At 44.7% G+C, this 23,315-nt stretch carries 19 protein-coding genes and 1 riboswitch; all 19 genes read right to left on the bottom strand.

What is annotated here, in order from left to right:
- Positions 1-84: 84 nt before the first annotated feature.
- Positions 85-1,452 carry an NCS2 family permease gene (locus DP73_RS03395; protein ID WP_034597407.1) on the bottom strand — a complete coding sequence of 456 codons (1,368 nt, stop codon included), beginning with the start codon at positions 1,450-1,452 and terminating at the stop codon, positions 85-87.
- A gap of 195 nt (positions 1,453-1,647) precedes the next feature.
- Complete coding sequence (locus DP73_RS24145) at positions 1,648-2,655, bottom strand: molybdopterin cofactor-binding domain-containing protein (protein ID WP_034597406.1); 1,008 nt, start codon at positions 2,653-2,655, stop codon at positions 1,648-1,650.
- Complete coding sequence (locus DP73_RS24140) at positions 2,652-3,917, bottom strand: molybdopterin cofactor-binding domain-containing protein (protein WP_034597405.1); 1,266 nt, start codon at positions 3,915-3,917, stop codon at positions 2,652-2,654. Before DP73_RS24140 ends, DP73_RS24145 begins: the two co-directional genes overlap by 4 nt.
- Positions 3,914-4,381 (bottom strand): (2Fe-2S)-binding protein, encoded by a 468-nt coding sequence (locus DP73_RS03380; protein ID WP_034597404.1) that lies wholly within the window; start codon positions 4,379-4,381, stop codon positions 3,914-3,916. The genes DP73_RS24140 and DP73_RS03380 overlap by 4 nt, the downstream gene beginning before the upstream one ends.
- Before the next feature lie 2 nt (positions 4,382-4,383).
- Entirely contained in the window at positions 4,384-5,220 is an 837-nt protein-coding gene (locus DP73_RS03375; RefSeq protein ID WP_034597401.1) for an FAD binding domain-containing protein, read from the bottom strand.
- A gap of 101 nt (positions 5,221-5,321) precedes the next feature.
- Positions 5,322-5,421, bottom strand: a riboswitch (purine riboswitch).
- A gap of 306 nt (positions 5,422-5,727) precedes the next feature.
- Positions 5,728-6,444, bottom strand: a complete 717-nt coding sequence (locus DP73_RS03370) for an ABC transporter ATP-binding protein (protein WP_034597400.1) — start codon at positions 6,442-6,444, stop codon at positions 5,728-5,730.
- Between the two features lie 4 nt (positions 6,445-6,448).
- On the bottom strand, positions 6,449-7,213 hold the full coding sequence (locus tag DP73_RS03365; protein WP_034597398.1) for an ABC transporter ATP-binding protein: 765 nt from the start codon (positions 7,211-7,213) through the stop codon (positions 6,449-6,451).
- 19 nt (positions 7,214-7,232) lie between these two features.
- On the bottom strand, positions 7,233-8,417 hold the full coding sequence (locus tag DP73_RS03360; RefSeq protein ID WP_052090358.1) for a branched-chain amino acid ABC transporter permease: 1,185 nt from the start codon (positions 8,415-8,417) through the stop codon (positions 7,233-7,235).
- A 26-nt stretch (positions 8,418-8,443) separates the two neighbouring features.
- Positions 8,444-9,364, bottom strand: coding sequence for a branched-chain amino acid ABC transporter permease (locus DP73_RS03355; protein WP_034597396.1), 921 nt, complete (start codon positions 9,362-9,364; stop codon positions 8,444-8,446).
- Positions 9,365-9,391: 27 nt separating this feature from the next.
- On the bottom strand, positions 9,392-9,886 hold the full coding sequence (locus DP73_RS03350) for a (2Fe-2S)-binding protein (RefSeq protein ID WP_034597395.1): 495 nt from the start codon (positions 9,884-9,886) through the stop codon (positions 9,392-9,394).
- Positions 9,886-10,776 carry a xanthine dehydrogenase family protein subunit M gene (locus DP73_RS03345; protein WP_052090357.1) on the bottom strand — a complete coding sequence of 297 codons (891 nt, stop codon included), beginning with the start codon at positions 10,774-10,776 and terminating at the stop codon, positions 9,886-9,888. The genes DP73_RS03350 and DP73_RS03345 overlap by 1 nt, the downstream gene beginning before the upstream one ends.
- Complete coding sequence (locus DP73_RS03340) at positions 10,766-13,111, bottom strand: xanthine dehydrogenase family protein molybdopterin-binding subunit (RefSeq protein WP_034597391.1); 2,346 nt, start codon at positions 13,109-13,111, stop codon at positions 10,766-10,768. The genes DP73_RS03345 and DP73_RS03340 overlap by 11 nt, the downstream gene beginning before the upstream one ends.
- 209 nt (positions 13,112-13,320) lie before the next feature.
- Entirely contained in the window at positions 13,321-14,529 is a 1,209-nt protein-coding gene (locus tag DP73_RS03335) for a branched-chain amino acid ABC transporter substrate-binding protein (protein ID WP_052090356.1), read from the bottom strand.
- A 232-nt stretch (positions 14,530-14,761) separates the two neighbouring features.
- Entirely contained in the window at positions 14,762-17,047 is a 2,286-nt protein-coding gene (locus DP73_RS03330; RefSeq protein ID WP_034597390.1) for a xanthine dehydrogenase family protein molybdopterin-binding subunit, read from the bottom strand.
- A 15-nt stretch (positions 17,048-17,062) separates the two neighbouring features.
- Positions 17,063-18,544 carry an FAD binding domain-containing protein gene (locus tag DP73_RS22310; RefSeq protein ID WP_081962927.1) on the bottom strand — a complete coding sequence of 494 codons (1,482 nt, stop codon included), beginning with the start codon at positions 18,542-18,544 and terminating at the stop codon, positions 17,063-17,065.
- 60 nt (positions 18,545-18,604) lie between these two features.
- Positions 18,605-19,396, bottom strand: coding sequence for an IclR family transcriptional regulator (locus DP73_RS03315; RefSeq protein ID WP_034597389.1), 792 nt, complete (start codon positions 19,394-19,396; stop codon positions 18,605-18,607).
- A gap of 31 nt (positions 19,397-19,427) precedes the next feature.
- The gene (gene pyrC / locus DP73_RS03310; RefSeq protein ID WP_034597388.1) at positions 19,428-20,819 is read right to left on the bottom strand and encodes a dihydroorotase; all 1,392 of its coding nucleotides are present in this window, start codon (positions 20,817-20,819) and stop codon (positions 19,428-19,430) included.
- Between the two features lie 40 nt (positions 20,820-20,859).
- Positions 20,860-22,107: a Zn-dependent hydrolase gene (locus DP73_RS03305; protein WP_034597386.1), complete on the bottom strand. Its 1,248-nt coding sequence runs from the start codon at positions 22,105-22,107 to the stop codon at positions 20,860-20,862.
- A 351-nt stretch (positions 22,108-22,458) separates the two neighbouring features.
- Positions 22,459-23,298 (bottom strand): selenium-dependent molybdenum cofactor biosynthesis protein YqeB, encoded by an 840-nt coding sequence (gene yqeB, locus DP73_RS03300; protein WP_034597383.1) that lies wholly within the window; start codon positions 23,296-23,298, stop codon positions 22,459-22,461.
- Positions 23,299-23,315 lie beyond the last annotated feature (17 nt).

Raw genomic sequence — 23,315 nt, 5'->3', positions numbered from 1 at the left:
CATTATATTAAGCAAGAATGATCAATGTTTTTTAAGTATGGAGAGATGTGATCTGACGCATCTCTCCATAAAATCTTACTTAGATTAATGCCCACCAATAATAAAGTGAATTATAAAGAGAGTTGTAAAGACGTACATAACTAAGTTATTTTCCTTATGTCTGCCGCTCACTAATTTAATGAGAGTGTAAGACATAAACCCAAAAGCAATACCTTGAGCAATCGAGAAGGTTAAAGGCATCATGACGATTGTCATAAATGCAGGTAAAGCTTCGGTAAAGTCATCAAATTTAATTTCAACAACTTCACTCATCATTAAGACACCAACTAAGATAAGAATCGGTGCAGTTGCCTGTCCAGGAATTAGTCCGACCAGTGGAGCAAAAATAAGTGACACTAAGAAGAGACCTGCAACGGTAACTGCAGTTAGTCCGCTTTTACCACCCTCAGCTACGCCTGAGGCACTTTCAATATAAGAGGTTACAGTAGGAGTTCCCACTGCAGCTCCGAACATAGTTCCCACTGAGTCTGCCATCAAGGCTTTTCCGGCACGAGGTAGATTCCCGTTCTTATCTAAAAGGCCGGCTTTACGTGATACTCCGAGCAAGGTACCGATATTATCAAACAAGTCTACTAGTGTAAAGGCAAAGAGAATTGAAATAAAGCCATAACTTATTGCTCCCCAAACGTCCAGTTCAAATGCCACTGGTGCAACAGCTGACAATGGATTAGTCATTGAAACAAAACTGGATATTCCTGTGGGATAAGGGGAAACGCCCATTATCATACTTAAGATTGTCGTAGCAATGATCCCGATCAACAAACCGCCTTTTACTTTCCTGGCTATCAATGCGCCCGTAACGATTAGACCGAAGACAGTAACGAGAACGCCAGGGGACTTCATATTGCCAAGTTTAACAAATGTGGCTTGGTCAGCTACAATCAGTCCGCCGTTTTTAAGTCCAATAAAAGCAATGAATAAGCCTATACCAACCCCAATTGAGAGCCTTAAGACCGGAGGTACACCCTCGATAATCCACTCTCGAACTTTCGTGACCGTCATGAGGAAAAAGACCACACCTGAAATGAAGACTGCCCCGAGTGCTGTCTGCCAACTAAGTCCCATTCCAAGAACAACAGTGTAGGTAAAGAATGCGTTAAGCCCCATTCCCGGTGCTAAAGCGATTGGATAGTTGGCATACAAGCCCATAATTAGGGTGCCAAATGCTGCAGCAATAGCGGTTGCCGCAAAAGTTGCACTAATAGGCATTCCAGCGTCTTTCAAAATAATAGGGTTTACAAACAAAATATAGGCCATTGTAATAAACGTAGTTATCCCCGCTAATACTTCCGTTCGAACATTAGAACCTAATTCGTTTAAATGAAAAAACTTTTCTAAAAATCCTTCTGACTTACCTGAAGGTGGATTTTGCTTATTTGTAACGGTTGACATGGACAGCCCTCCCATTAAAATAAATTCCTCATGCAATTCATCTATTAGTTTAAGCTAAATTCATTGATCTTATTAAAGTTTGTTGTGGGATGCTACGTTAAACATCACATAGGATAAGTCCGTTATAAGTTTAACACTAATTATCAACGATTATTATTTAGTTTTTGATTTCATCTCACTTGAACAGCTTCCAGACTAATGTTTTTTCACCTCCCCGTTTTTTTCAGCTAGCGCTTTTAAAATCTTTTCCGGCGTCGCTGGTATAGACGTAATCCTTACTCCCACAGCATCATCAATAGCATTAATGATGGCCGCAACTGTCGGAAGCATTGCAGGTTCACCAAGTCCCTTAGCGCCAAAAGGACCAGTGGACTCTGCATCTTCTACAAAAAATGCTTCTATATTAGGCACATCTAAGGCCGTGGGAATCAAATAGCTGGAAAAGGCAGGATTCTTAATTTTCCCCTCGTTCAATTCTAATTCCTCAAGTAAAGCATACCCAATTCCTTGAGTAACTCCACCTGCGATTTGACCCTCTACTTGAGTAGGATTTAGAGCCTTCCCTACATCATGAACTGCGACAACTTTTAGGACTTGAACCACCCCAGTTTCCGTATCAACTTCAACTTCGGCAGACTGACACCCAAAGGAATAGGGCCAGTAAGGAGCACCTTGGCCGGTCTCCGGGTCTACAGGGGTTGAACGAGCAGTGGAACTTTCGGCACTAATAAACCGTTCTCCCCGTAAACGAGCTTGAAAAACCAGGTCCGCCAAAGGCACCCTGCGTGAAGGATCCCCTTTAACTCCGATATATCCCTCTTTAAGTTCAATTCCTTCCGAGGTTGGGCAAGAAAACTCTCGTGCAGCATAGACCAGCAACGAGGATTTTGCCTGGCGAACGGCCTTTAAAACAGCGTTTCCCGTATTGTAAGTTTGCCTTGTCGCTGCCGTTGTCCCTGAATCCGGGGTAGCATCCGTATCCCCGGAGTAGACACAGATATCCTGAGCCTCCAGCCCAAGTTCTTCCGCCACGATTTGAGCAAAGATAGAATTACTCCCTTGACCTACATCAACGGCCCCTGTCAATACTGTGGCCGAACCGTCATCATGAATTTCTACAAAGGCACTGGAAACATCCGGGAACCCATTCCCATAACCTGTGCCATACCAGGAACACCCTAAACCGATTCCTCTCTTTTTCACTCGGACTCCCCCCCTCTTTGGAGATAAGGTGTGATTTTTGCCAGGCACTGATCCAGCGGAACACTACTGGTCAACACTTGTCCGGTTGCTGTTGTACTTCCGACTTTAAAGATATTACGCAAGCGAATCTCCAAAGGAGAAATTCCGATCTCCTTAGCCAGGAGATCCATTTGGCTTTCATAGGCTAAGACAGTTTGAGCTGCCCCAAAACCCCGCATAGCTCCTGTAAATGGATTATTGGTAAACACAGCATAACTATCAATCGAGACATTAGGAATGACATAAGGACCAGTGGCATGGACTGCAGCTTTACGCAAGACGTTGATGCTCCATGAAGCATAGGCACCTGAATCCCCAACGATCTTGGCTTCCATGGCCACTAATTTGCCATCTTTTGTTGCGCCTGTCTTATATTGCATCCGCATGGGGTGACGTTTGGAATGGGAATAAAATGACTCTTCCCGAGTATTTTCCATTTTCACTGGGCGAAGGGTTTTCCAAGCCATTAAGGCGGCAATGACCTGGAGTGAAATATCTTCACGTCCTCCGAAAGCTCCTCCCACCGCCAGGGTTTTCACTTGAACCTGACTAAAGCGCAGCCCTAAAGCATGAGCAATCTCGCCCCGATCATAATGGGCATATTGAGTAGCTGTTTGAACCACCAGGTGTCCTCGTTCGTCTAAATGGGCTAATACCGCTTCTGGCTGCAAAAAAGCATGATCCACATGTTGGGTATTGTATTCCTTTTCTATCACAACATCTGCTTTAGCCCAGCCTTCTTCCATTGATCCCCTTCTTATGGGCATATGATAAAGAACATTCGTGGGACGCAGGGATGGATGAAGAGGCAGGACATCCGGCTTCATTGCCTCCTCCGGGTCAAAGACAGTAGGCAGAACTTGGTACTCTACTTGTACACGCTTAGCGGCTTCCCGAGCAATTTCCTCTGTCTCAGCTCCTACAACAGCTACCGGGTCCCCTACCATTCGGACATACTCAGCCAAGACAGGTTGGTCACGGAAGAGTACCCCGTGGGCATTGTGCGGAACATCTTTTGCAGATAGAACAGCCACCACTCCGGCCATTTCCAGTGCATAGTCACAGTTAATACTTAAAACTTTGGCATGAGGATGAGGACTGCGGATAACCACAGCATAGAGCTGGCCCGGCAGATTTACGTCGGCAGGGAACTTTGTTTGTCCAAATACTTTTCCCCAAGCATCTTCTCTGGTAACTCGTGATCCAACCACTGAAGTTTTCATTGTTTACCCTCCTCAGCGGCAATTTTTACAGCGCGTAAAATTTTATCATACCCAGTACAGCGACAAAGATTCCCAGACATTGCAACTCCTATCTCACTTTCACTGGGGTGAGAGTTCTTATCCAATAAATTCTTAGCTGATAAAACCATTCCCGGGGTACAAAAGCCACATTGAACAGCTCCAACTTCTACAAAAGCCTTTTGCACCGGATGGGGAGAACGACGATTCCCTACTCCTTCAATGGTTGTAAGCACACTCCCATTGGCTTGAGCAGCCAAGACAAGACAGGAGTTTACAGTTTTTCCGTCCATGATGATGGTGCAGGCCCCACATTCTCCTTCGCCGCAACCTTCCTTTGTTCCCAGGAGCCCTAGACGGTTGCGTAAAGCATCAATGAGACGTTCACTTGGTTCTACATTCAAGTTATAAGGTTTTTCATTGACGACAAGTTTAATCTCTATCATACTTATTTTCCCCCCTCAGGAATAATGGTTGCCAAAGCCTCACGAAAGACTCCGGCTACTGCTACTCGTTTATAGGGCGCGGAGGCTCGAGTTCCTAATGCCTCTCGAACAATCCGCTGAACTTCTAAAACACCCTTTTCCAGCAATTCATTATTCAATTCTTGTCCACTTAATTCTTGACCCAGAGCTTCACTTAAAAAAGCCCGTCTGCCAACTGCCCCTAAAGCAACGCGAACATTATCTATTCGACTTCCATTCATTTCTACCGAGACAGCAACACTGAGGCGAGCAATCGCCAGGGCCTTCCGTCTGCCTAACTTAGCGAACCCACTTTTCTGACCATTTATGGGAATGCGAAATCCTCTGATAAGCGTTCCCTGCTCCAGCAGAGGTGTCCGGCTCAGAAGAGACTCTAAGGGTAAAATCTCATTTCCGGCCTTTGTACTTAGACAAACCTCCGCTCCTAAGGCCAATAGGGCCGGCAAACCATCCGCTGCCGGGGAACAATTACCCAAATTTCCGCCTATTGTTGCTTGATTGCGTATTTGCGGAGAACCCATTGTTTGACAAGCTTGCCAAAGGGCATGGGCCTTCCGAAAAACAAGCTCACTTTTTCCTAATTCAGCAAAGGTTGCCATACTCCCGATCTCCAAGGATCCTTCAATTTCCTTTATTTCTCGCAGTACTGAAATCTTGCCCAGGTCTATCAGACCTAAGGGCTGAACCTTTCCCGTACGCATATGAAGTACAAGATCTGTTCCTCCGGCTAAGAAAGTTGCCTCCGATGTGTAAGCAAGTTCTAATGCCTCTTCTACGCTCTGCGGTTGGAAATACTTCATTTTCTCACCCCTATTATCATTTTAAGAGTCCCCTTCTTTTGATGTTTAAATCTTCTGTCAACTTTTGGGCACACAAAAAAACAACCTCTATTGCTGGATTCTATGAACCATCTCTGGCTCATAGAGAAGCAATTACGGTTGCCTCGTAGAAACCCCCGATCCAATTATCAGGGATATATGAGTAAAAGAAAAAGTATTCAATTATACTAGGACTCTTAAATCAGTTCGGACTCTGCGGATACAAAACCACAGCGAATTTGTATCACAATAAAGTAAATTCATTCTATAATATACAAATTCGATATGGATCTGAAATATCCTTCTTTTTTAACTCAGAAAATAATCTTACATAATATCCATTATTTCCTTATGAGAAGTCGATATAACCACATATTTCAATGAATAGGCATAGTAGAAACTAGCCCATAATGATATTTAAGATTATATTCTAAGCCTAGTAAGATTGTAAACGATTTCTTTGCTGGCCTAACTGTCCAAATCTAAAAGCTATACACTACAGCTAGAAAGATAAGATTCTACCACAATCTTATTTTCTCGAAGCTCTGCGCTGGAACCTTCCAGAAAGATCCCGCCCTTTTGCAAGGCATATCCCCGCTCTACAACGGATAAAGCTTTTAAGGCATTTTGTTCAACTAAAAGAATGGCCAGATTCTTTTCTTTCTTAATTCGTTCAATAACGGCATAAACTTCGTGAACCAAAGCAGGAGCAAGACCTAGGGAGGGTTCATCTAACAATAATACCTGCGGATCCGCTAAAAGGGCTCTCCCAATTCCCAGCATCTTCCGTTCACCACCACTCAGAGTACCTGCATTGCGCCGGAACCTCTCTTTTAGTTTAGGAAAGATTGTTAAGACTTCTTCCATTCTGTGGTTGATTTTTTGCTTATCTTTTTCGTAATAAGCCCCCATTAGCAGATTGTTTTCTACAGTGAGTTTGGGGAATAATCCTTCCCGCTCCGGTACAATAGCAATTCCTGCCTGAATTACTTTATGTGAAGGCAGAAGATCAAGCCTTTGACCATTAAAAAAGACCTCTCCCTTAATAGGCTTAACCATACTTATAATGGTTTTTAACACAGTTGTTTTTCCCGCTCCGTTAGCCCCTAATAAACAGACCGCTTCACCTTTGTCAACCTTAATACTTACCTCCATTAACATAGGAATCTGACCATATTTTGTACTGATATTGCAAAGTTCTAGCATGATCTTATCCTCCTAGGTAAGCAGTTTGCACCTGCTCGTTCTTACAAATTTCTTGATAGGTATCGTCGGCGATTTTCTTGCCGGCATTCAAAACAACAACTCTATTACAAATGCTCGAGATAACGTTCATATCGTGTTCGATAATGATCATACATATCTGCTGGTCGCCCTGGCGAATCTTTCCGATATCATTGATGATTTGGGTTGTTTCTTCAGAGTTTAGCCCAGCTGTTGGCTCGTCAAGCAATAATAATTTGGGATCACCGACGATTGCCCTGGCAATTTCAATTCTGCGCCGATCTATAAGCGCAATACTTGTAATCGGATCATAGGCTTTCTCAACTAGATCTGGATTAAAATGTTCTAGCAACAGCAAACACTTTTCAATATTCTGCCTAAGTTCTTTCCGGCAGCGCTTCGGTTGCAGGATAGCTTGCCACCAAGTAGATTCCTTCTGACTGTAAAGACCGAGGAGCATGTTATCAATAACGCTCAGGTTCAGGCAAAGCCGATTAGTCTGGAAAGTGCGCGCTATGCCTTTGCCCCGAATAACGTGGGCTCCCGAGCCAGTAATATCTTCCTGTTGAAAGATGATTTTGCCACTGGTTGGTTGATAAATTCCACTTACCAGATTCAGAAAGGTGGTTTTACCCGAACCATTGGGACCCAGCAACCCTACTACCTCATCAGCTATTGCAAAATCAACTTCATCGACTGCCTTTAACCCTCCGAAATTAATTGTTAGAGACTCTGTCTGCATAACTTTCATTGCCTTAAGTGCCCCCCATTCATCCGTTAGAAATAGGTTCTATCTTGCTGTCTCTTAGTTTACCGTACTTTCTAATTCGCTTAGGCAGCAAACCTTGGGAACGCGCCAACAAAATTATGATTAAAATTAAACTATACATTAACATACGATAGTCAGCGAAATCGCGAAGCTTCTCATCAACTATGGTCAACAACATTGCTCCTAGGACAACCCCAAGGACATTGTCCATTCCTCCCAATAAAACCATGCAGATGAAGATGAGGGATATGGAAAAGTCAAAATTCTCAACCCCAATAAAACTCGTATAATGACCATATAATGCGCCTGCCAGGCCAGCGAATGCTGCCCCCAAAGCAAAAGCCAATAATTTAATCTTGGTTTGATTAATCCCTTGAGTCACGGCCACAATTTCATCCTGTTCGATGGCATTCCAGGCCAAACCTACGTGGGAATTATATAAACGAGCCGCTACCAAAACAGCCAAACCAAGAATACCGAAAACCAAGTAGTAGTAATTTGCTTGATAAGGTAATTTAATGCCAAATAGCACAACCGATGTCTTTAGAGAAAATCCAGCGAGACTATAGGCAGGTATGCCAGGAACACCATTGGGGCCGCCAAGCCAACTTGTATTAATAATCATCAGGGTAAAAATAACCTGCAAAGCCATGGTAACAAGGGAAAGGTAATAACCACGGGTTTTTAAGGCCGGGATACCAAAGAGCAGCCCCAGCACAGCAGCCAATACTAACCCGCTCACTGTACCCAGCCAGGGTGAAATATTAAACTTCGTAACTAATAGAGCTGACGTATAGGCACCCGTACCAAAAAACGCTGCAGTCGCAAAGTTTACCATTCCGGTACTGCCCATTTGGAAGTTAAGCCCCAGAGCCACCACACTATAGATTCCCCCCATAACAACAATATGGAGCAAATAATTGTTGCCCTTTAGTAAGAACGGGAGGGTCAGCACAAAGATGATCAACACAGTTATACCCAAACTTCTATGTTCTCCAAAGGCTGTATGAATTGCTTCAGCCTTGCCCCTGTATTCACCTAATACAATTAAAGCTAAACCAATGCCAATGACAGCCAAGGCAACAAATAAGGATCCCACTAAGGCAAAATATAAAAATACACAAGCTAAAACACTAACGAGCAGTGTAACCAGACTATTTTTCGATGCAAAAGCAGCTCTTTGCACTTGTTAACCTCCTCCTCTGGTGCATACTAAACCTTTTCGACTGTTTTTTCTCCCAGGATTCCTTCAGGCTTAAATAATATAAAAACGATGACCATCAAAAATCCGGCAACACCGGAATAGGCTGAGCCTCCGGGGATATAAGCGGTAACAAAAACTTCGATAAAGGCAATGAGCATTCCACCGGCTATTCCGCCGAACATACTGCCCAGGCCACCTACCACAGCAGCGCTGAATCCCTTCAATCCATACATTGAGCCCATGTCAAAACGTACAACTTCAGAATAAGATGCTACCAGGAAACCACTGACCCCCAGTAAAAATCCCCCAATTAAGAAAGTCACCAAAATACTTAGTCGCCAGTTAAGCCCTACCATCATGGCCGCTTCTCTATTCTGAGACACAGCTTGAATGGATAAACCAATTTTAGTTTTATTAACAAACCAATAAAGCAGTGCCACCAGGAATACTGTGGCCAGAATAATAATAACATTTCGCCAGGATATCATAAGGCTGGAAGAAATTGTTCCACTAGGGAGCATCTGAGGAAACGCCTGGGGATTTCTTCCTTGAGGATAGAAAATACCAATCAGTTCTCGGAGTACAATCCCGGAAGCTATGGTGCTGAGAAGGGGCATCAGCGGACTTTTGCCTTCAAAGGGTTTAATCACTAGACGATACATCAGGAGCATGAGTAAGGCAGTGATCATTGCCCCCACGAAAACCATTACTACTGAAGAAACAGCGTGAGGGAGTATAGAGTCCAGAACAGGAAGCATTTGAGTTCCCATGAGCACCAAAATGCTAAATGCGGCAACAATCGCTACGTCTCCTGCTGAAAACACAACTATATCCATAACTCCAAAGAATAGGGAGAAACCAATGGCAATCAACGAATAGGTAGAACCCAGCATTATTGCATTGATAATCTGAGATAAGAGAAGTGACAAAAGCCCCAACCTCCTTTTTGTTTAGTCTTATTCACTGAGGGTACCCGGGTCAGCACTCTGAGATTTTGCTTCCGACTTAATTGCCTTAACGATTGCTGCATAACCGGTGCATCGACAAAGATTACCCCTCAGATACTCGCGAATTTCTTCTTCACTAGGATTAGGATTTTCCTTAAGTAAGGCCTCACCTGCCAACAACATCCCCGGGGTACAAAAGCCGCATTGCACAGCGCCATGCTCAATGAAGGACTCCTGAAGAGGATGCAGCTGAACAGGATCACCCATTCCTTCTATAGTAGTAATTTCTTGACCGTCAACCGTTACAGCTAAAATAAGGCAAGCTAAGACGGTTTGGCCATCTAAGAGCACTGTACAAGCTCCGCACTCTCCGATACCACAACCGTACTTGGTACCCATGAGGTTTAAATCATTGCGCAAAACATTGAGAAGGAGATCATTCGACTTAACGAACAATTCTCGTAACTTACCGTTAATGGTGACTTTAATTAACCTTTTCTCCATTACAGCTCACCTCCAGCCCGCTGCCATGCTGACCGTATACCCTCTTCCAAGATCACTTTACTTACTTGTTGACGATAGCTATTCGTTGACCGTTTGTCGGTAATCGGTTTGATTAGGCCAGCCGCAGCCTTGGCAGCTTTGACTATTAACTCGTCGCTCATTTCTTGACCCTTAAGGATTTCTTCTGCCTCAGGTATTCTAATCGGTGTCGGCGCTACAGAGCCGAAGGCAATCCTACAATTGCCGACAGTCTTGCCGTTGCGATTTAAACAGACAGCAACATTAATTTTGGCGATATCAGCTGATACCCTCCCCAACTTGAGAAAGCTGCTGCCAACTTGGTCTCCTAAATCAGGCAGACATATTTCTGTTAGCAGTTCATCACTCTCTAAAACAGTTTGACTAGGCCCCAGGAAAAATTCTTCGACCGGAACAATTCTATCTCCCCGCATACTGGATAATTTCAGAGTTGCGCCATAGACCAGCAGTGGAGGCGCGGTATCTGCAGCCGGTGAACCATTACAGAGGTTTCCACCAATGGTCGCCATATTTTTCACTGAGGTAGCTGCCATTGAACGAACCGCTTCAAACAAAGCACTGTAATAGGCCTTGACCTGTTCATTCTTTTCAATGCTCCTTAAGTTGATCATTGGCCCGATCCTCAAGGTTTTCTTGTCTGAGATAAGATAATTCAGGGCTTCAATCTTCTTCACAAAAATAAGGTATTGGCATTGGAGCAGACCACTTTTCATTTTTATCAATAAGTCAGTCCCCCCTGCAAGAATTTTAGCCTTGCCATTGTACTTCGACAGACAGTTTAAAGCTTCCGCTAGGGTTGGACATTCCAGATATTCAAATTCTGACGTCAAGATTTTTGTATTAGTTTTCAACGGAGGCACCTCCTTCCAGGGCCTGCAGGATTCTTTCCGGTGTAATAGGAGTCTGGTAAAATCTAATACCTATTGCATTGTAAATAGCATTAGCATAAGCTGCAGCCACGGAATTCAGCGCTGCCTCACCAATTCCTTTAGCCCCGAAAGGCCCGGTAGGCTCATAGGTATGGGCAAAATATACTTGAATATTATCCATTAAAGGCATCTCGCAGCTGGTGGGAATCTTATTATCCGTGATGAAGCCCCCACATAACAGCTTACCTGTTTCCAAATCATTTTCCGTACTTTCATAGGCAGCATACCCTAGCCCTCTGGATAAAGAGCCAATTAACTGGCCTTCCAGCATATCCGGATTAATAGGGGTTCCGGAATCCGCGAGCAGTATAGCTCTCGGAACCTTAACGATTCCTGTCCAGGTATCAACTTCTACCTCAATAAAATGAGCGACGAAACAGGGTGGGCAGTTTCTCTGCCGATAACTGTCTGAAACTGCTATGGTACCCCAACTATAAATTTGGGCCAGCTTGGCAACTTCACCAATACTTATTTGTTTTTGTTTAAATCTCTTAACATGAATTATGGTTTTGTTATCTTCCGGCTCATAACTCAAGTCCAAATCGTCAGGATTTTCCTCCAAAATTCGGGAGGCAAACTCTAAGAGCTTAATCTTGACTTGTTTTGCCACGTGCAATGCAGCACCGCAGCCACAGTAGACACCCCGGGTAGCATGGGTATTCACATCATAGCCTGTTGTTCTAGTGTCCACAATTGCCAGTTCTACTTTGTCATAGGGGACTTTGAGCAGCTCAGCAACTACTTTAACCGTGGCCTCCCCTGTGCCACCGCCTAAATCCATCACCGGAGACAATACATCTACCGTTCCATCTTCATTGATTTTAATCGTAGCACTGGAATAATCAATAACTTCTCCTGGTTTAGGACCACCTGTGCCTGAAGTATGAAAACCACGAGCGATACCCACCCCTTTGCGGTAACGTCCAGTTTTGGCTTGGCTGGATCGACGCTCACTCCACCCTATTTTCTCAGCGCCCACCGTCAGCATTTCTTCGACACCGCAACTTTTAATAATGGATTTTACCGTGGGGCCTTGACCCCAAAATTCATCGCCAATACCCACATAGTTTTTCAGCCGAAACTCAATCGGGTCAAAACCACACTCATTGGCTATAACATCCATATGGGACTCCACAGCGAAGTTAACCTCAGGATTGCCGTACCCTTGCATAGCACAGCCCGGTACCTTATTTGTATAGACTGCCGTACCGTCAAATCGAAAATCCTGCCACTTGTATAAGGAAGCGTACCAGCCGGACATACAGCCCAGGAGAGGATAAGAATTGATTTGATGGGCACCGATATCGACAAGAACCCGCATATCTGCTGCTACTATTTTAGCGTCCTTCGTTACACCTACTTTTAACTTAATACGAGCCGGAAATTTCACATGGTCATGGATATCATCTTCCCGACTGCTAACCAGCTTGACAGGACATCGGGCCTTCAAGGCTAAAGCGACACAAATGGGGATCATGGAATTCATCTGGATACTAGAACCAAAGGATCCGCCAATACTCAGTTTCTTAACGTTAATCTTGCTTAAAGGCAGCTCAAAAATCTGGCCTAACAGTTGACGCACATTGTGAATTGTTTGGGTTGTGGTCCAGATTGTAATGCCGCCGTTGGCTTCCGGTTGACAAACCACAGTTTTAGTCTCCATTTGATGATGATAAATCCTCGGCAAATCATAGTCCCGTTCAACGATATAATCTGCAGCAGCAAAACCAGCTTCCGGATCACCAATGACAATATTACGTTCGCAGGCTACATTATTCTTAACTTTAAGCTGTTGTTTTCCTAATAGGATTTCATCATAGAGAGATGCAGCCTCTGGCTGCATGGCCTCCTCAGGATCCAACACAGAGGGCAAGACATTATACTCAACTTTAATGGCCTGCATAGCTCGAAAAGCCAGTTCCTCTGTCTCGGCCGCTACAGCAGCTATGGCTTCACCAACATGACGGACACGCCTAGGTAAAACTTTGCGGTCACAGAAAGTTTTTTCAGGGATACTGACGGTTCGTTCATTATAAGTAAAGTCCGGGACTTCAGTAGGAGTTATACAAACTGCCCCCATGCTTTCAGCTTCCGAAGTATCAATCTTAATAATCTCAGCGTGGGCGTGTTCACTTCGTAAAGTCACTGCGTATAACATATGCGGAACCACAATATCACTTGCAAAGGGTTCTTTACCGCAGACCTTGGCGATTCCATCTTTTCGTGGTAATACTTTGCCTATTACCTGAAAATCCATTTAATACTCCCCCTCAATCTGCTATCATCTTCACCTTTAAAGGCTTCTTACCAACTGAAACAATTATCATTGAAGAGTCGGCAAGAAGTTATCTACTCTATTCCTTCATCCGACTGTGAACTTTCCACTTCGCATAGTGGAATTGCTGCCCTGTGCTCCACTTAGGTGGAGGGTAGACTCCCCCACCTAAGGGATGGTTAATCAACAGGTTATTTAGCACCCGGCAATTTACGTTCTCCGCTCTTGTATTTTGAAGCGTCCCAAGCAACCCATTTTCCATCTTGAACAACTGAAATAGTACTGGCAATGTTAGTGGTTTGGCCCACTTCATTAAAGGTTGTGGTACCCAGTAGTCCGTCATGTTTAGCTTTAGTAATTGCCTCTACTAAGGCCTTCTTATCTGAACCGGCTTGTTTCAAGGCTTCCACCACTATATTTGCTGCATCATAGGCATAGGGACCATAAGCACCATAAGGTTCCTTATAGCCAGCTTGTGTATAAGCTTCATCAAAGGCTTTACCGCCTGCCATCTCGCTTACGTCCTTACCAGGCTTAGTAGCAATAACCCCTTCAGCGGCTTCGCTGCCGGCGGTTTCAATATATTTGTCATCCAAGATACCGGAGATACCCACGAGCAAAGTATTGTTTAATCCCAGTTCGTTAGCTTGACGTCGAACCATAGCGCCTTCCATCACGACTCCACCGAAGTAGATAGCATCGACATTTTGATTTTTGATTTTACTGAGAATAGGTCGGAAGTCGATTTGACCCACTTGAATTTCATCCACAGAAACTACTTCTGTACCAGGAGACTTGGCCAATTCGTTTTTCCAAGCATCTGTGTTGCTTTTACCATAAGTGCTGGTATCCGAGATAATAGCCCACTTTTTGCGTCCTAAGTCCTTAATGGCAAAGGCCGCCAGAGGAGCATTTTCCTGAACTTGAGTAGGCGCAACCCTTGTAACATAAGGATAATTATCAGCACTTGTAAGTTTAGGTCCAATGGCACCCCAGATAACCAAGGGGATTCCAGCTGATTTAAAGATAGGTATTGTTGCTTCGGCAACCGGGGAATTCCAATGTCCCACTGCCGCTAAGACATCCGGGTCCGCAACGGCTTTCTGCGCTGCTGAGGCTCCGGTTCCGGGATTGGAGGCATCGTCCAAATCCACAACTTCCAGCTTATAGGCCAGTTTGCCAGAGTCATTCGCTTGTTTAATCGCTAATTGAAAAGCATTGCGAGCCCCAACCCCTTGCATGGCGTTAGAACCTGTCAAAGGCCCAAGAAAAGCAATTTTGACTGTTTTATTCTCGGTTTTAGGGGCACTCGCAGTTCCTTGTGAACCGCAACCGGCAACGAGAGAAAATACCATCATTAAAGCCAATAACTTAATGGATAGTTTACTCAGTCTCTTCATTCTCAAAATCTACCTCCTTCTTTTTTGTGTACTAATTACCTTGCCGCCGTCTTATCAAGTTACCACCGTCTTACACCTAACCAACCCTACTTAACTAATCTGAAGGATCCCTCCTTTTTAGTTTTCTGCTATTCTCCAGTTACTTTTGCGAAATATATTTAAACCTCGCCAAAGTAACTTAAGCAGTTGCTGTAGAGCGAACACCGTCCGCCAAGGTTTGCGTGAGCTTTACTTAATTCTGAGAGAGCATTGCAAAAAGAACTTTCTCAGAAGTCGCCGGCAAGGAAGTGATTCTTACACCGACGGCATCACGGATAGCATTGATAATCGCCGGGGCCATGGCATTACAAGCCGGTTCCCCGATCCCTTTCGCTCCATAGGGCCCAATTCCGGCACCTGATTCTACTAAAATTGTCTCAATGTCCGGAACATCCAAGGCTGTCGGTAAAAGATACTCCGCTAAGGAATGGCTCTTTAGATAGCCTTGCTCCACCTCAAAGTTCTCTGTCAGCGCATAGCCAATGGAATCTACACCGCCGCCCTCCAGCTGTCCCTCAACATTAAGAGGATTTATGGCTTTGCCAACGTCATAGCAGGTTACAGCTCTTTCCACATTAACTGCTCCGGTTTCCTCATCAACAGCCACCTCAACGGCATAGGCTCCGAAGGTAAAATCAGCAAAGGTTTGTCCAGTAATCACATCTGAAACCGGAACCTCTGTAAAAGGCGCATTAAACTGGGCTTCACTGTATAGCTCATCTCCATCAGTAGAGCATTGCCCTATAACCGCGCTCAGAGCTAAATACTTATCAGGTTCGCTGATCCGGAGGATTTTCTCATTGACAAATTTTAAGTCAGTTTTATCTGCATTTAACATCACTGACGCTTTATCTATCAAGCGTTCCTTAACCTCTCGAGCTGCTTTTAAGGTCGCATTACCTGACATATAGAGCTGTCTGGTGGCCGTAGAAGTGCCCGCCAAGGGAGTCAAGGAGGTGTCTGAAGTGAAAATTTTAATTTTTTCTAAAGGTACCCCAAGTTCTTCGGCAGCAATTTGGACTAAGGCCTGAGCTTGACCTGCCCCCAGATCAGGAATACCCGAGCGCATCAGCACGCTGCCATCAAGTTCAAGTTTAATGTAGGATCTGGAAGTGTCATGCAGGAAGGTTAGACGACCATAGCTCATCATACCTACTGCCAAGCCCCGACCAAGTTTAATGTGTTTACCGGGGTCTGCTCTTTTTGGGCCTAAGGCCTGCCAAGCTTTCTCCGCTACCTCTTGAACTGCGACACTCCCTCCAAAATCCGCTCCCGTTGTCAAAGTATCTCCTTGCCGCAGACAGTTCTTAAGTCGTATAGTCAAGGGATCTAAGTCTAGAATCCGGGCTAATTCATCCATTTGAGATTCATAAGCAAAATTAGGCTGGACAGCGCCAAACCCCCGATAAGCGCTGCTAAAAGGATTGTTGGTAAGAACAGCAACCGTGTCCACTTTGACATGGGGTATGTTATAGGGACCCGCTGCATTCACTGTGGCATAGAGTAAAACCCAAGGGGATAAATAGGTATAAGCTCCGGCGTCCGCGATTAATTCTGCCTCCAGCGCTACAAGCATCCCATCCTTAGTCGCCCCTGTTTTGTATTTCATGACAAAAGGATGGCGCTTGCTGTGTGCAAGAAAGGATTCCTCCCGAGTGTAGGTCAGCTTAACAGGTTGCTTGGTTTTCCAGGCTAGCAGGGCCAGAAAACTCTCAACTGAAATATCTTCTTTCCCCCCGAAGCCCCCTCCCACCCAAGTGCCGATAACCCGCACATGATTATGGGGTATGCCTAAAACCTCAGCTACAGTTCGGAAATGTTCAATGACTTGGGTGCAAACTCGAATAGTGATGATCCCATTCTCATCCACCCAGGCTACGCCGGCTTCCGGTTCAAGAAAGGCATGGTCTTTAAAAGGTACCCGGTAGGTGTTTTCGACAATCACATCTGCGCTTTCAAAGGCCGTTGCAACGTCGCCCTGACGAATTTTAAATTGGGAAACCAGATTAGTGTCATTATCTCCGACGAGATAAGCGTCTGGCTTAAGGGCTTCGATGGGATCAAATACTCCGGGTAACTGCTCATAAATCACATCAATTAGTGTTAGGGCCTCTTCAGCAATCTTCTCACTGTCCGCTGCGACAAGAGCAATGGCCTCTCCTAAAAATCGCACTTTTTCTTCAGCTAATACTCGGTATAACCCTTCAAAATTAGGTCCAATATCCGTACTCTGACCGAATTTGGCCCGCAAATTATTGTGGGGTACATCTTTACTGGTCATGACCGTATGAACTCCCGGGAGTAACTCTGCCCGGGCAGTGTTGATGGAGATTATCTTTGCCGCGGGATACTTACTGCGTAGAACTTTGGCATACAGCATTCCCGGCAGACTAAAGTCATCTGCGTAGGCAATATTTCCTTTAGCTTTGGTATAAGCATCAAACTTTGGCAGTCCCTTGCCAACAACAGTTGTTTCCATATTCTTGACCCCCTTTTATACACGCGCGCCTGCAACAGCTGAGACAGCATCAACGATTTTCTTATAACCGGTACAACGACAGAGATTACCCGCAAGAGCTGCCTTGATTTGCTCTCGACTTGGATAAGGTTCCTGTTCTAAGAAACTTTTGGCCGTAACCAGCATGCCTGGTGTACAAAATCCACACTGCACCGCGCCATGCTTAGCAAAGCTTTCCTGCAGATCATGCATTAGTTGATCGTTCTCCATACCCTTCAATGTCCAAATCTCTTGCTGATGAGCCTGGGCTGCCAGAACCAAGCAGGATTTAACGGCTTTCCCTGCAAAAACCACGGTACAAGTTCCACAGTCTCCTTTTTTGCACCCACACTTTACATCAAAACTTCTGACCTGATCACGTAAAAATTCCAACAAAGATGCTTCCGGCAAAACAGACGCTCTAATCTCGATACCGTTAACCTTCACCCTTATGGCAACTTCATTTATACGTGAGCCTTCTGGGTCAAGTGGGCGGGCAGCCTCAATTTCTACTTTAGAGGGGATCCCCTCCCCTTCATCCTCTAAATCTTCTTGTATGGCCTGAGCCGGTTGTGAACTTTCAGCCCTGTCGTTGTCGTCCGACAATTGCTTTTGAGCAAGTTCACTAACGGGTACCATGGCAGCTTCAATAGTTCGTCGAAGCAAGACACCGGCTAAATGTAGTCGATATTCACGAGAAGCACGAATATCTCCAATTGGATTTATTTCCGTTTGAACCAGTTCTGCTGCTTGGACTAGTACCTCAGGGGTAATTTCTCGTCCGCATAAGAAAGCTTCTGTTTGCCTAGCCCTTACCGCTGTCGGAGCAACAGACCCCAAAGCAATTCTAGCTTTGACAATGGTTTCATCTTTCATCTCAAGCACAACTGCAATATTAATCAGCGAAATGGCCATGGCCTTCCTTAAACCGAACTTGGTGAAAGAACCTAAGGGTTTATTCCCTTGGAAAGACACGGAAAGGATTAATTCATCAGGCTTTAAAGCACTTCTTCCCGGTCCGACCAAAAATTCTTCTATTGGCAGATCCCTTTTCCCCGTTGTCAAACTCCCTACAGTTACAGTAGCCTCCAAGGCCAATAAGGGAACTACACCATCAGCTGCCGGGGAAGGTTTGGCCATATTTCCACAAAGAGTCGCCCGATTGCGAACTAAAGGATCAGCAAATTGACGGCAAGCTTGCCACAGAACAAAAGCATTTTCTTCAATAACCTCAGAATGGATTAATTGATCAATCGTCGTCAGGGCACCAATAGTTATTTTGTTGTCAATTAGGTGAATACCCTTTAGTTCATCCAGACCACTGATATCTACCAGAAGACACTCAGTAATCTTTTTCGACTCAATATCAGGCAAAATATTAGTGCATCCCGCTGCAACACGTGCTTTAACCCCTTGTTCCTGCAAAATACCCAAAGTCTCGTCCACTGTCTGGGGCGCTCGGTAAGTAAAACTGCTCAAAATTAATCCAGCCTCCTCTCAAAATTATAATTATATAGCTCGACTGTCCTTTTTTTATACTTACAATCGTCCCGGATCCCCCACTCCCGTTGACGTGAGCAGATAGGCTGCCGCCATACGTTCACTGGCTTTTTCTCCAATTTCTAAGAGTTCTTTTACTAAAGAATCTCGCCGAGAATTAAGATGCTGAGTTGCCTCAAGCAGACCAATGCTGAAATGGGCCTCTCCCTTTTTATGAAACACCGGAGTAGAAATTGCCGAAACCCCCGTCTCTATCTCTTCCACACAATAAGCAACTCGAGTTTGCGCAACTTCATCTAATTCTGCTCTAAGGTCTTGCAAGTCTAATTTCGTAAAATCCGTGTAGCGTTGTACCTGCTCTTTAGCAAATAAGGATGCTACAGCACTCGAAGGCTGATATGCCAAGATGGCCTTGGCGGCAGCTGTGCAATGGAGAGGCATTCTCTGACCTACATGAACAAAGTAGGCAGTTCGTCCTTCAGAGGGCTGTCTAGTATAAACACAATAAACCTCACCTGCATCAAAGCGGCACAAATGAGTATAGAGTCCTGTACGTTCAGCTAACAAATCGCAGTATTCCGTAAGCAGGGCGAAGGTATCCTGACCTGCCAGAAACTTGCTTCCCCAAACCATAGATTTGGGTCCCAGGCGATATTTTTTAGTTTCTGGATTCTGACTAACCAAATTGTGTGTTACCATGCCTGTTAACATCCGATGGAGAGTACCTTTACTTAACTGAGTGCGATTGACCAATTCTGTAACGCCCAAACCTTCCATTGATCCTTCGCAAATTGAATCCATGACCATGGTCATACGATCTAACCACTCCACTTAACTCACCTCACTAAATAATGAATAAAACTTAAGACCGTCTTTGAGGTTTAACCAATTCCCCTTGCGGCTCACCTATGACCTCGCCATCCTTCATAATCTGCCTTCCACGCAGAAATGTTGCCACTAAACAGCCTTTTATGAAGGTACCATGAAACCCTGTTATAGGTTGTTTACTATGCAAGCGCTCATTTCTAATCTCTGTTTCCTTATTTAAGTCAATCAAAACTAAATCTGCATCTGCACCAATCTCTAAGCAGCCCTTTTGGGGATAAAGATCAAAAAGTTTCGCCGGATTTTCTGCCATTTTCTGTACAACAAATGGCAGAGTAATAACTCCCCGGCTAACCTCATTGATCATCAGAGGCAGCATGGTTTCCACATCACACATGCCTGCGGGAACCGAAAAAAGATCCCCCTTCTTATCCGCCAATTTGTGAGGAGCGTGGTCAGAACACACAAGACTCACCGTTCCTTCCTGGAGTCCGGACCATAAAGCTTGACGGTCACGCTTTCCTCTCACCGGTGGGTAAACCTTCATGACAGGACCAACTCGGTCATAGTCGCCGGAATCTAAGAAAAGATGATGAGAACAAGTTTCCGTTGTCACGGGAATCCCCTTTTTCTGGGCCTCTTTGACTAATTCGATACCTTCCTGGGTAGAAATATGGGCAATATGTAGCCTCGCGCCAGTCACTTTACTAAACGCAATGGCAGTCTGGATAGCTACTTCCTCCGCCAAATTAGAACGGGCTTCAAGCAAAGCCGAGTAGTCACGCCGTCCGGATTTAAGAACTCGTTCTGTCAGCATTCGAACTAATACATGATCCTCAGCATGTATAGCAAGCAAAGCGCCAGTACGGGCTACTTCTTCAAACAACTCATAGACCTCCCCATTGTCTAAGGGTGCTATGAGATCAGGCATCTCTGGTTTGTAGTTATAAATTAATTCATAGGTTTTGCTATTCAAGGCGTATCCCCAGAAAAACTTAAAGGCTATTGCTCCCGCCTCAACCATTTCTGCCAGTTTAGAACTATTCATCTCACCTAAAGCTAAGCCCCACAAGGCAAAGTCAACATAGGCACGATCACTAAAATAAACTGCTTTCTCTCTAAAACTTTGAGCGTCCCTTACCGGAGGATTAGTATTCGGCATATCAAAAACAGTGGTAACTCCTCCGACAGCTGCAGCTCTGGTTCCATGCAGCATGTCTTCCTTGTCAGTATAACCAGGATCTCTAAAATGACAGTGAACATCCAAACATCCCGGGATTATATGCAGGCCTTCTGCATTATAGATTTCAGCAGCTTCAAGAAACTCCGTTGTTTCAAGGGCTATCTTTCCATCTTGTATATAAAGATTAGCCTTTTTAATTTCCTTTCCGGAGACAATATGTCCGTTTACTATCCCTAGCTTATACATAAATCAACATCCCCCTTATTCCTTTGGGATTTAGCAATTACTATATTTCGCCAAGTGTCACTTGCCTTTTTAGAACTTCACCTAATACTTCCGCTCCCAGGAACAGGTCTTCCTTATCCGTATCTTCAGCAGGATTATGGCTGATCCCACCGCGGGAGGGGACAAATATTAGAGCTGAGGGACATAGTCGAGCCATGTTCATAGCATCATGACCTGCTCCGCTAGGCATAAAGCGATAACTAAGCTGAAGCTCGGTACAGACTTCCGCCACTGTTTGATTTAGACCAACGTTCATGAATACCGGAGCCTCGTCACTTAGAGAATTCCAACGATACTCCAGCCTGCGTTTCTGGCAAATATGATCAAGGCTAATTTTAAGCGCATTAACCACCCGTTCTTTACTAGCTGACTCTATACCACGCACATCCACCTGCAGACGTACCTCTCCCGGAATTACATTCATTGCTCCCGGGAAAACCTCACATACCCCTACGGTTGCTACTGTTCCATATCCCTCCTCAGCCAGTCCGCTTTTCTCAACGGCTAATACAAACTCAGCCGCAGCAGGCAAAGCATCCCGACGATAAGACATCATAGTCGCTCCGGAATGAGATGCTATGCCGCAAATCGCAACTTGGAAACGAGTTGGTGCTGCAATACCCGTAACAATCCCAAGCTGTTCTCCATTATTCTCCAGTGTTGATCCTTGCTCTATATGTATCTCTATAAATAATAGTAAATCATCTCGAGCAGCTTCCGATATGCGGTCAAATGAATATCCCCAAGATTGCACCGCTTCATCAAACACAATCCCATCGCGATCCATTAATCCTCGCACCTTATCTACTTCCAGTTGTCCCGCCACAGCTTTGCTCCCAACAGTTGAAACCCCAAAACGTGACGATTCTTCGCAGGCAAATGCCACAATTTCCAGGGGGAAATAGGGAGTTATTCCTTGATTTTTCAGAGTACGTACTGCTTCTAGAGCAGCAAATACTCCATAGGTTCCATCTAACGGGCCACCGTTACGCACCGTGTCTAAGTGTGAGCCGCAGAGAACTACAGGCAAATCGGGATACGCCCCCTCCCAGCGTGCATAGGCGTTACCTATCGAGTCAACTCGAGTAACCAAATCAATTTTTTCACAAGCTGCCAAGAAGTACTGAACCGCATTGCGTTCTGCTTCGGTATAGGCAAGTCGGTTCCAACCTGCCGTCGTCTTCCCTATCTGGTTCACGGCTTGTAAATCGTCGTTTAGATGTTCATGGCTAACCAATCTGTTATCCATCTGCCACCACCTCTGTTTAGGCTGGGTTAAGTGCCATTGAAATTCAATGTGTTCCGCTAGGCGGTACGACATTCCGCTAATAGACTAAAAAAAATAATTCAAATGTTCAGAATTTGTCGAGTCCTAACTAGTTCCATGCTTCATACTCGAATGAAATAAAGCCGTATTTAATTTAAGCATTTGTCAATTTCGAGACACCCTTCAAGTGGTGACCTTAGGATATTTTGAATCCCTATCAAACAAAAACGAGGATCTAAAAGGCGTAAATCTAACACCGATTAGAGCCCCGTTGCCCTCTTGACTAAGATTATGTGTATTATAGCTTACTTTAATAACTCTGTCTAGAGTTGTTTAGGCAAAATTTTTAGAAAAATCAGCTTCCATGATACTTAATAGCACTGCCGCCCCTATAGAACGTGCTTTTTCCGAAATCGTCCAACAATATTCTTTTTGCCCCCGAGGATCAATATCCCCAACTTTAATATTTGCTGAGATTTGGGTATTAGTCCTTAATAAACCTCTTAAAACTCCATCAATCAAGGTAAAGACCTTTGCAGTCTGGATGCCGTCCTCAATTTCACCTAAACAATCCCCTGCCAAAACCAGTTCCCCAATATCTCGCTTCGCTCTGAAAACTCCGGTCTTAGTAGAATAGACCACACGATCTTTTGAAACCCCTTTGATTTCTCCAGGAATACCTGTATTGGGCTGGGCCGGTCCAGAATAAATAATCCTGCCCAGATTATGTCCCCGGTTAGTTTCTATAACAACATCTACATCTGCGCCGGCAGTAAAACCTGGTCCCAAACCGATAGTCATCGGGGCCATATCCCGCTTTGTCCCTAAGTTTTGCTTGGCCATAATAGCGTCAACCAATATCACTGGTTTAAGCACTGGTAACATCTCTAAATCAGGATCCACTATAATCGGAATTTCTCCTGCTTGCCAAGCAGTTTCGCAATCTGCAGCGGGCAAATCTACACGGCAAGCCGTAATCCCTTCAACCTGCCATCGCCCTTCTTCAACTGCCGTCCCAAAACAAACCGGCCAGCGAACCATTAGGGGCTTAGCAACTTCCGTCATTACCACTCGAAACCCCGCTTTGGCCAACGCCCAGCCTACTCCAGAAGCTTGTTCTCCTGCTCCACGAATTAATACTACCGGTCCATTCATCACCAGTTTACTCTTCATGGCATACTTCTCCTTAT

Source organism: Desulfosporosinus sp. HMP52, assembly GCF_000765145.1.
Taxonomy (GTDB): domain Bacteria; phylum Bacillota; class Desulfitobacteriia; order Desulfitobacteriales; family Desulfitobacteriaceae; genus Desulfosporosinus.
This window is presented reverse-complemented; position numbering and strand designations above follow the sequence as displayed.

What these genes read in the sequence shown, in the direction of transcription:
- DP73_RS03365 (WP_034597398.1), bottom strand. Translation starts at nt 7,213, where the DNA reads ATGAAAGTTATGCAGACAGAGTCTCTAACAATTAATTTCGGAGGGTTA.
- yqeB (WP_034597383.1), bottom strand. Translation starts at nt 23,298, where the DNA reads ATGAAGAGTAAACTGGTGATGAATGGACCGGTAGTATTAATTCGTGGA.
- DP73_RS03380 (WP_034597404.1), bottom strand. Translation starts at nt 4,381, where the DNA reads ATGATAGAGATTAAACTTGTCGTCAATGAAAAACCTTATAACTTGAAT.
- DP73_RS03375 (WP_034597401.1), bottom strand. Translation starts at nt 5,220, where the DNA reads ATGAAGTATTTCCAACCGCAGAGCGTAGAAGAGGCATTAGAACTTGCT.
- DP73_RS03305 (WP_034597386.1), bottom strand. Translation starts at nt 22,107, where the DNA reads ATGGATAACAGATTGGTTAGCCATGAACATCTAAACGACGATTTACAA.
- DP73_RS03370 (WP_034597400.1), bottom strand. Translation starts at nt 6,444, where the DNA reads ATGCTAGAACTTTGCAATATCAGTACAAAATATGGTCAGATTCCTATG.
- pyrC (WP_034597388.1), bottom strand. Translation starts at nt 20,819, where the DNA reads ATGTATAAGCTAGGGATAGTAAACGGACATATTGTCTCCGGAAAGGAA.
- DP73_RS03350 (WP_034597395.1), bottom strand. Translation starts at nt 9,886, where the DNA reads ATGGAGAAAAGGTTAATTAAAGTCACCATTAACGGTAAGTTACGAGAA.
- DP73_RS03330 (WP_034597390.1), bottom strand. Translation starts at nt 17,047, where the DNA reads ATGGAAACAACTGTTGTTGGCAAGGGACTGCCAAAGTTTGATGCTTAT.
- DP73_RS24140 (WP_034597405.1), bottom strand. Translation starts at nt 3,917, where the DNA reads ATGAAAACTTCAGTGGTTGGATCACGAGTTACCAGAGAAGATGCTTGG.
- DP73_RS03340 (WP_034597391.1), bottom strand. Translation starts at nt 13,111, where the DNA reads ATGGATTTTCAGGTAATAGGCAAAGTATTACCACGAAAAGATGGAATC.
- DP73_RS03335 (WP_052090356.1), bottom strand. Translation starts at nt 14,529, where the DNA reads ATGAAGAGACTGAGTAAACTATCCATTAAGTTATTGGCTTTAATGATG.
- DP73_RS03395 (WP_034597407.1), bottom strand. Translation starts at nt 1,452, where the DNA reads ATGTCAACCGTTACAAATAAGCAAAATCCACCTTCAGGTAAGTCAGAA.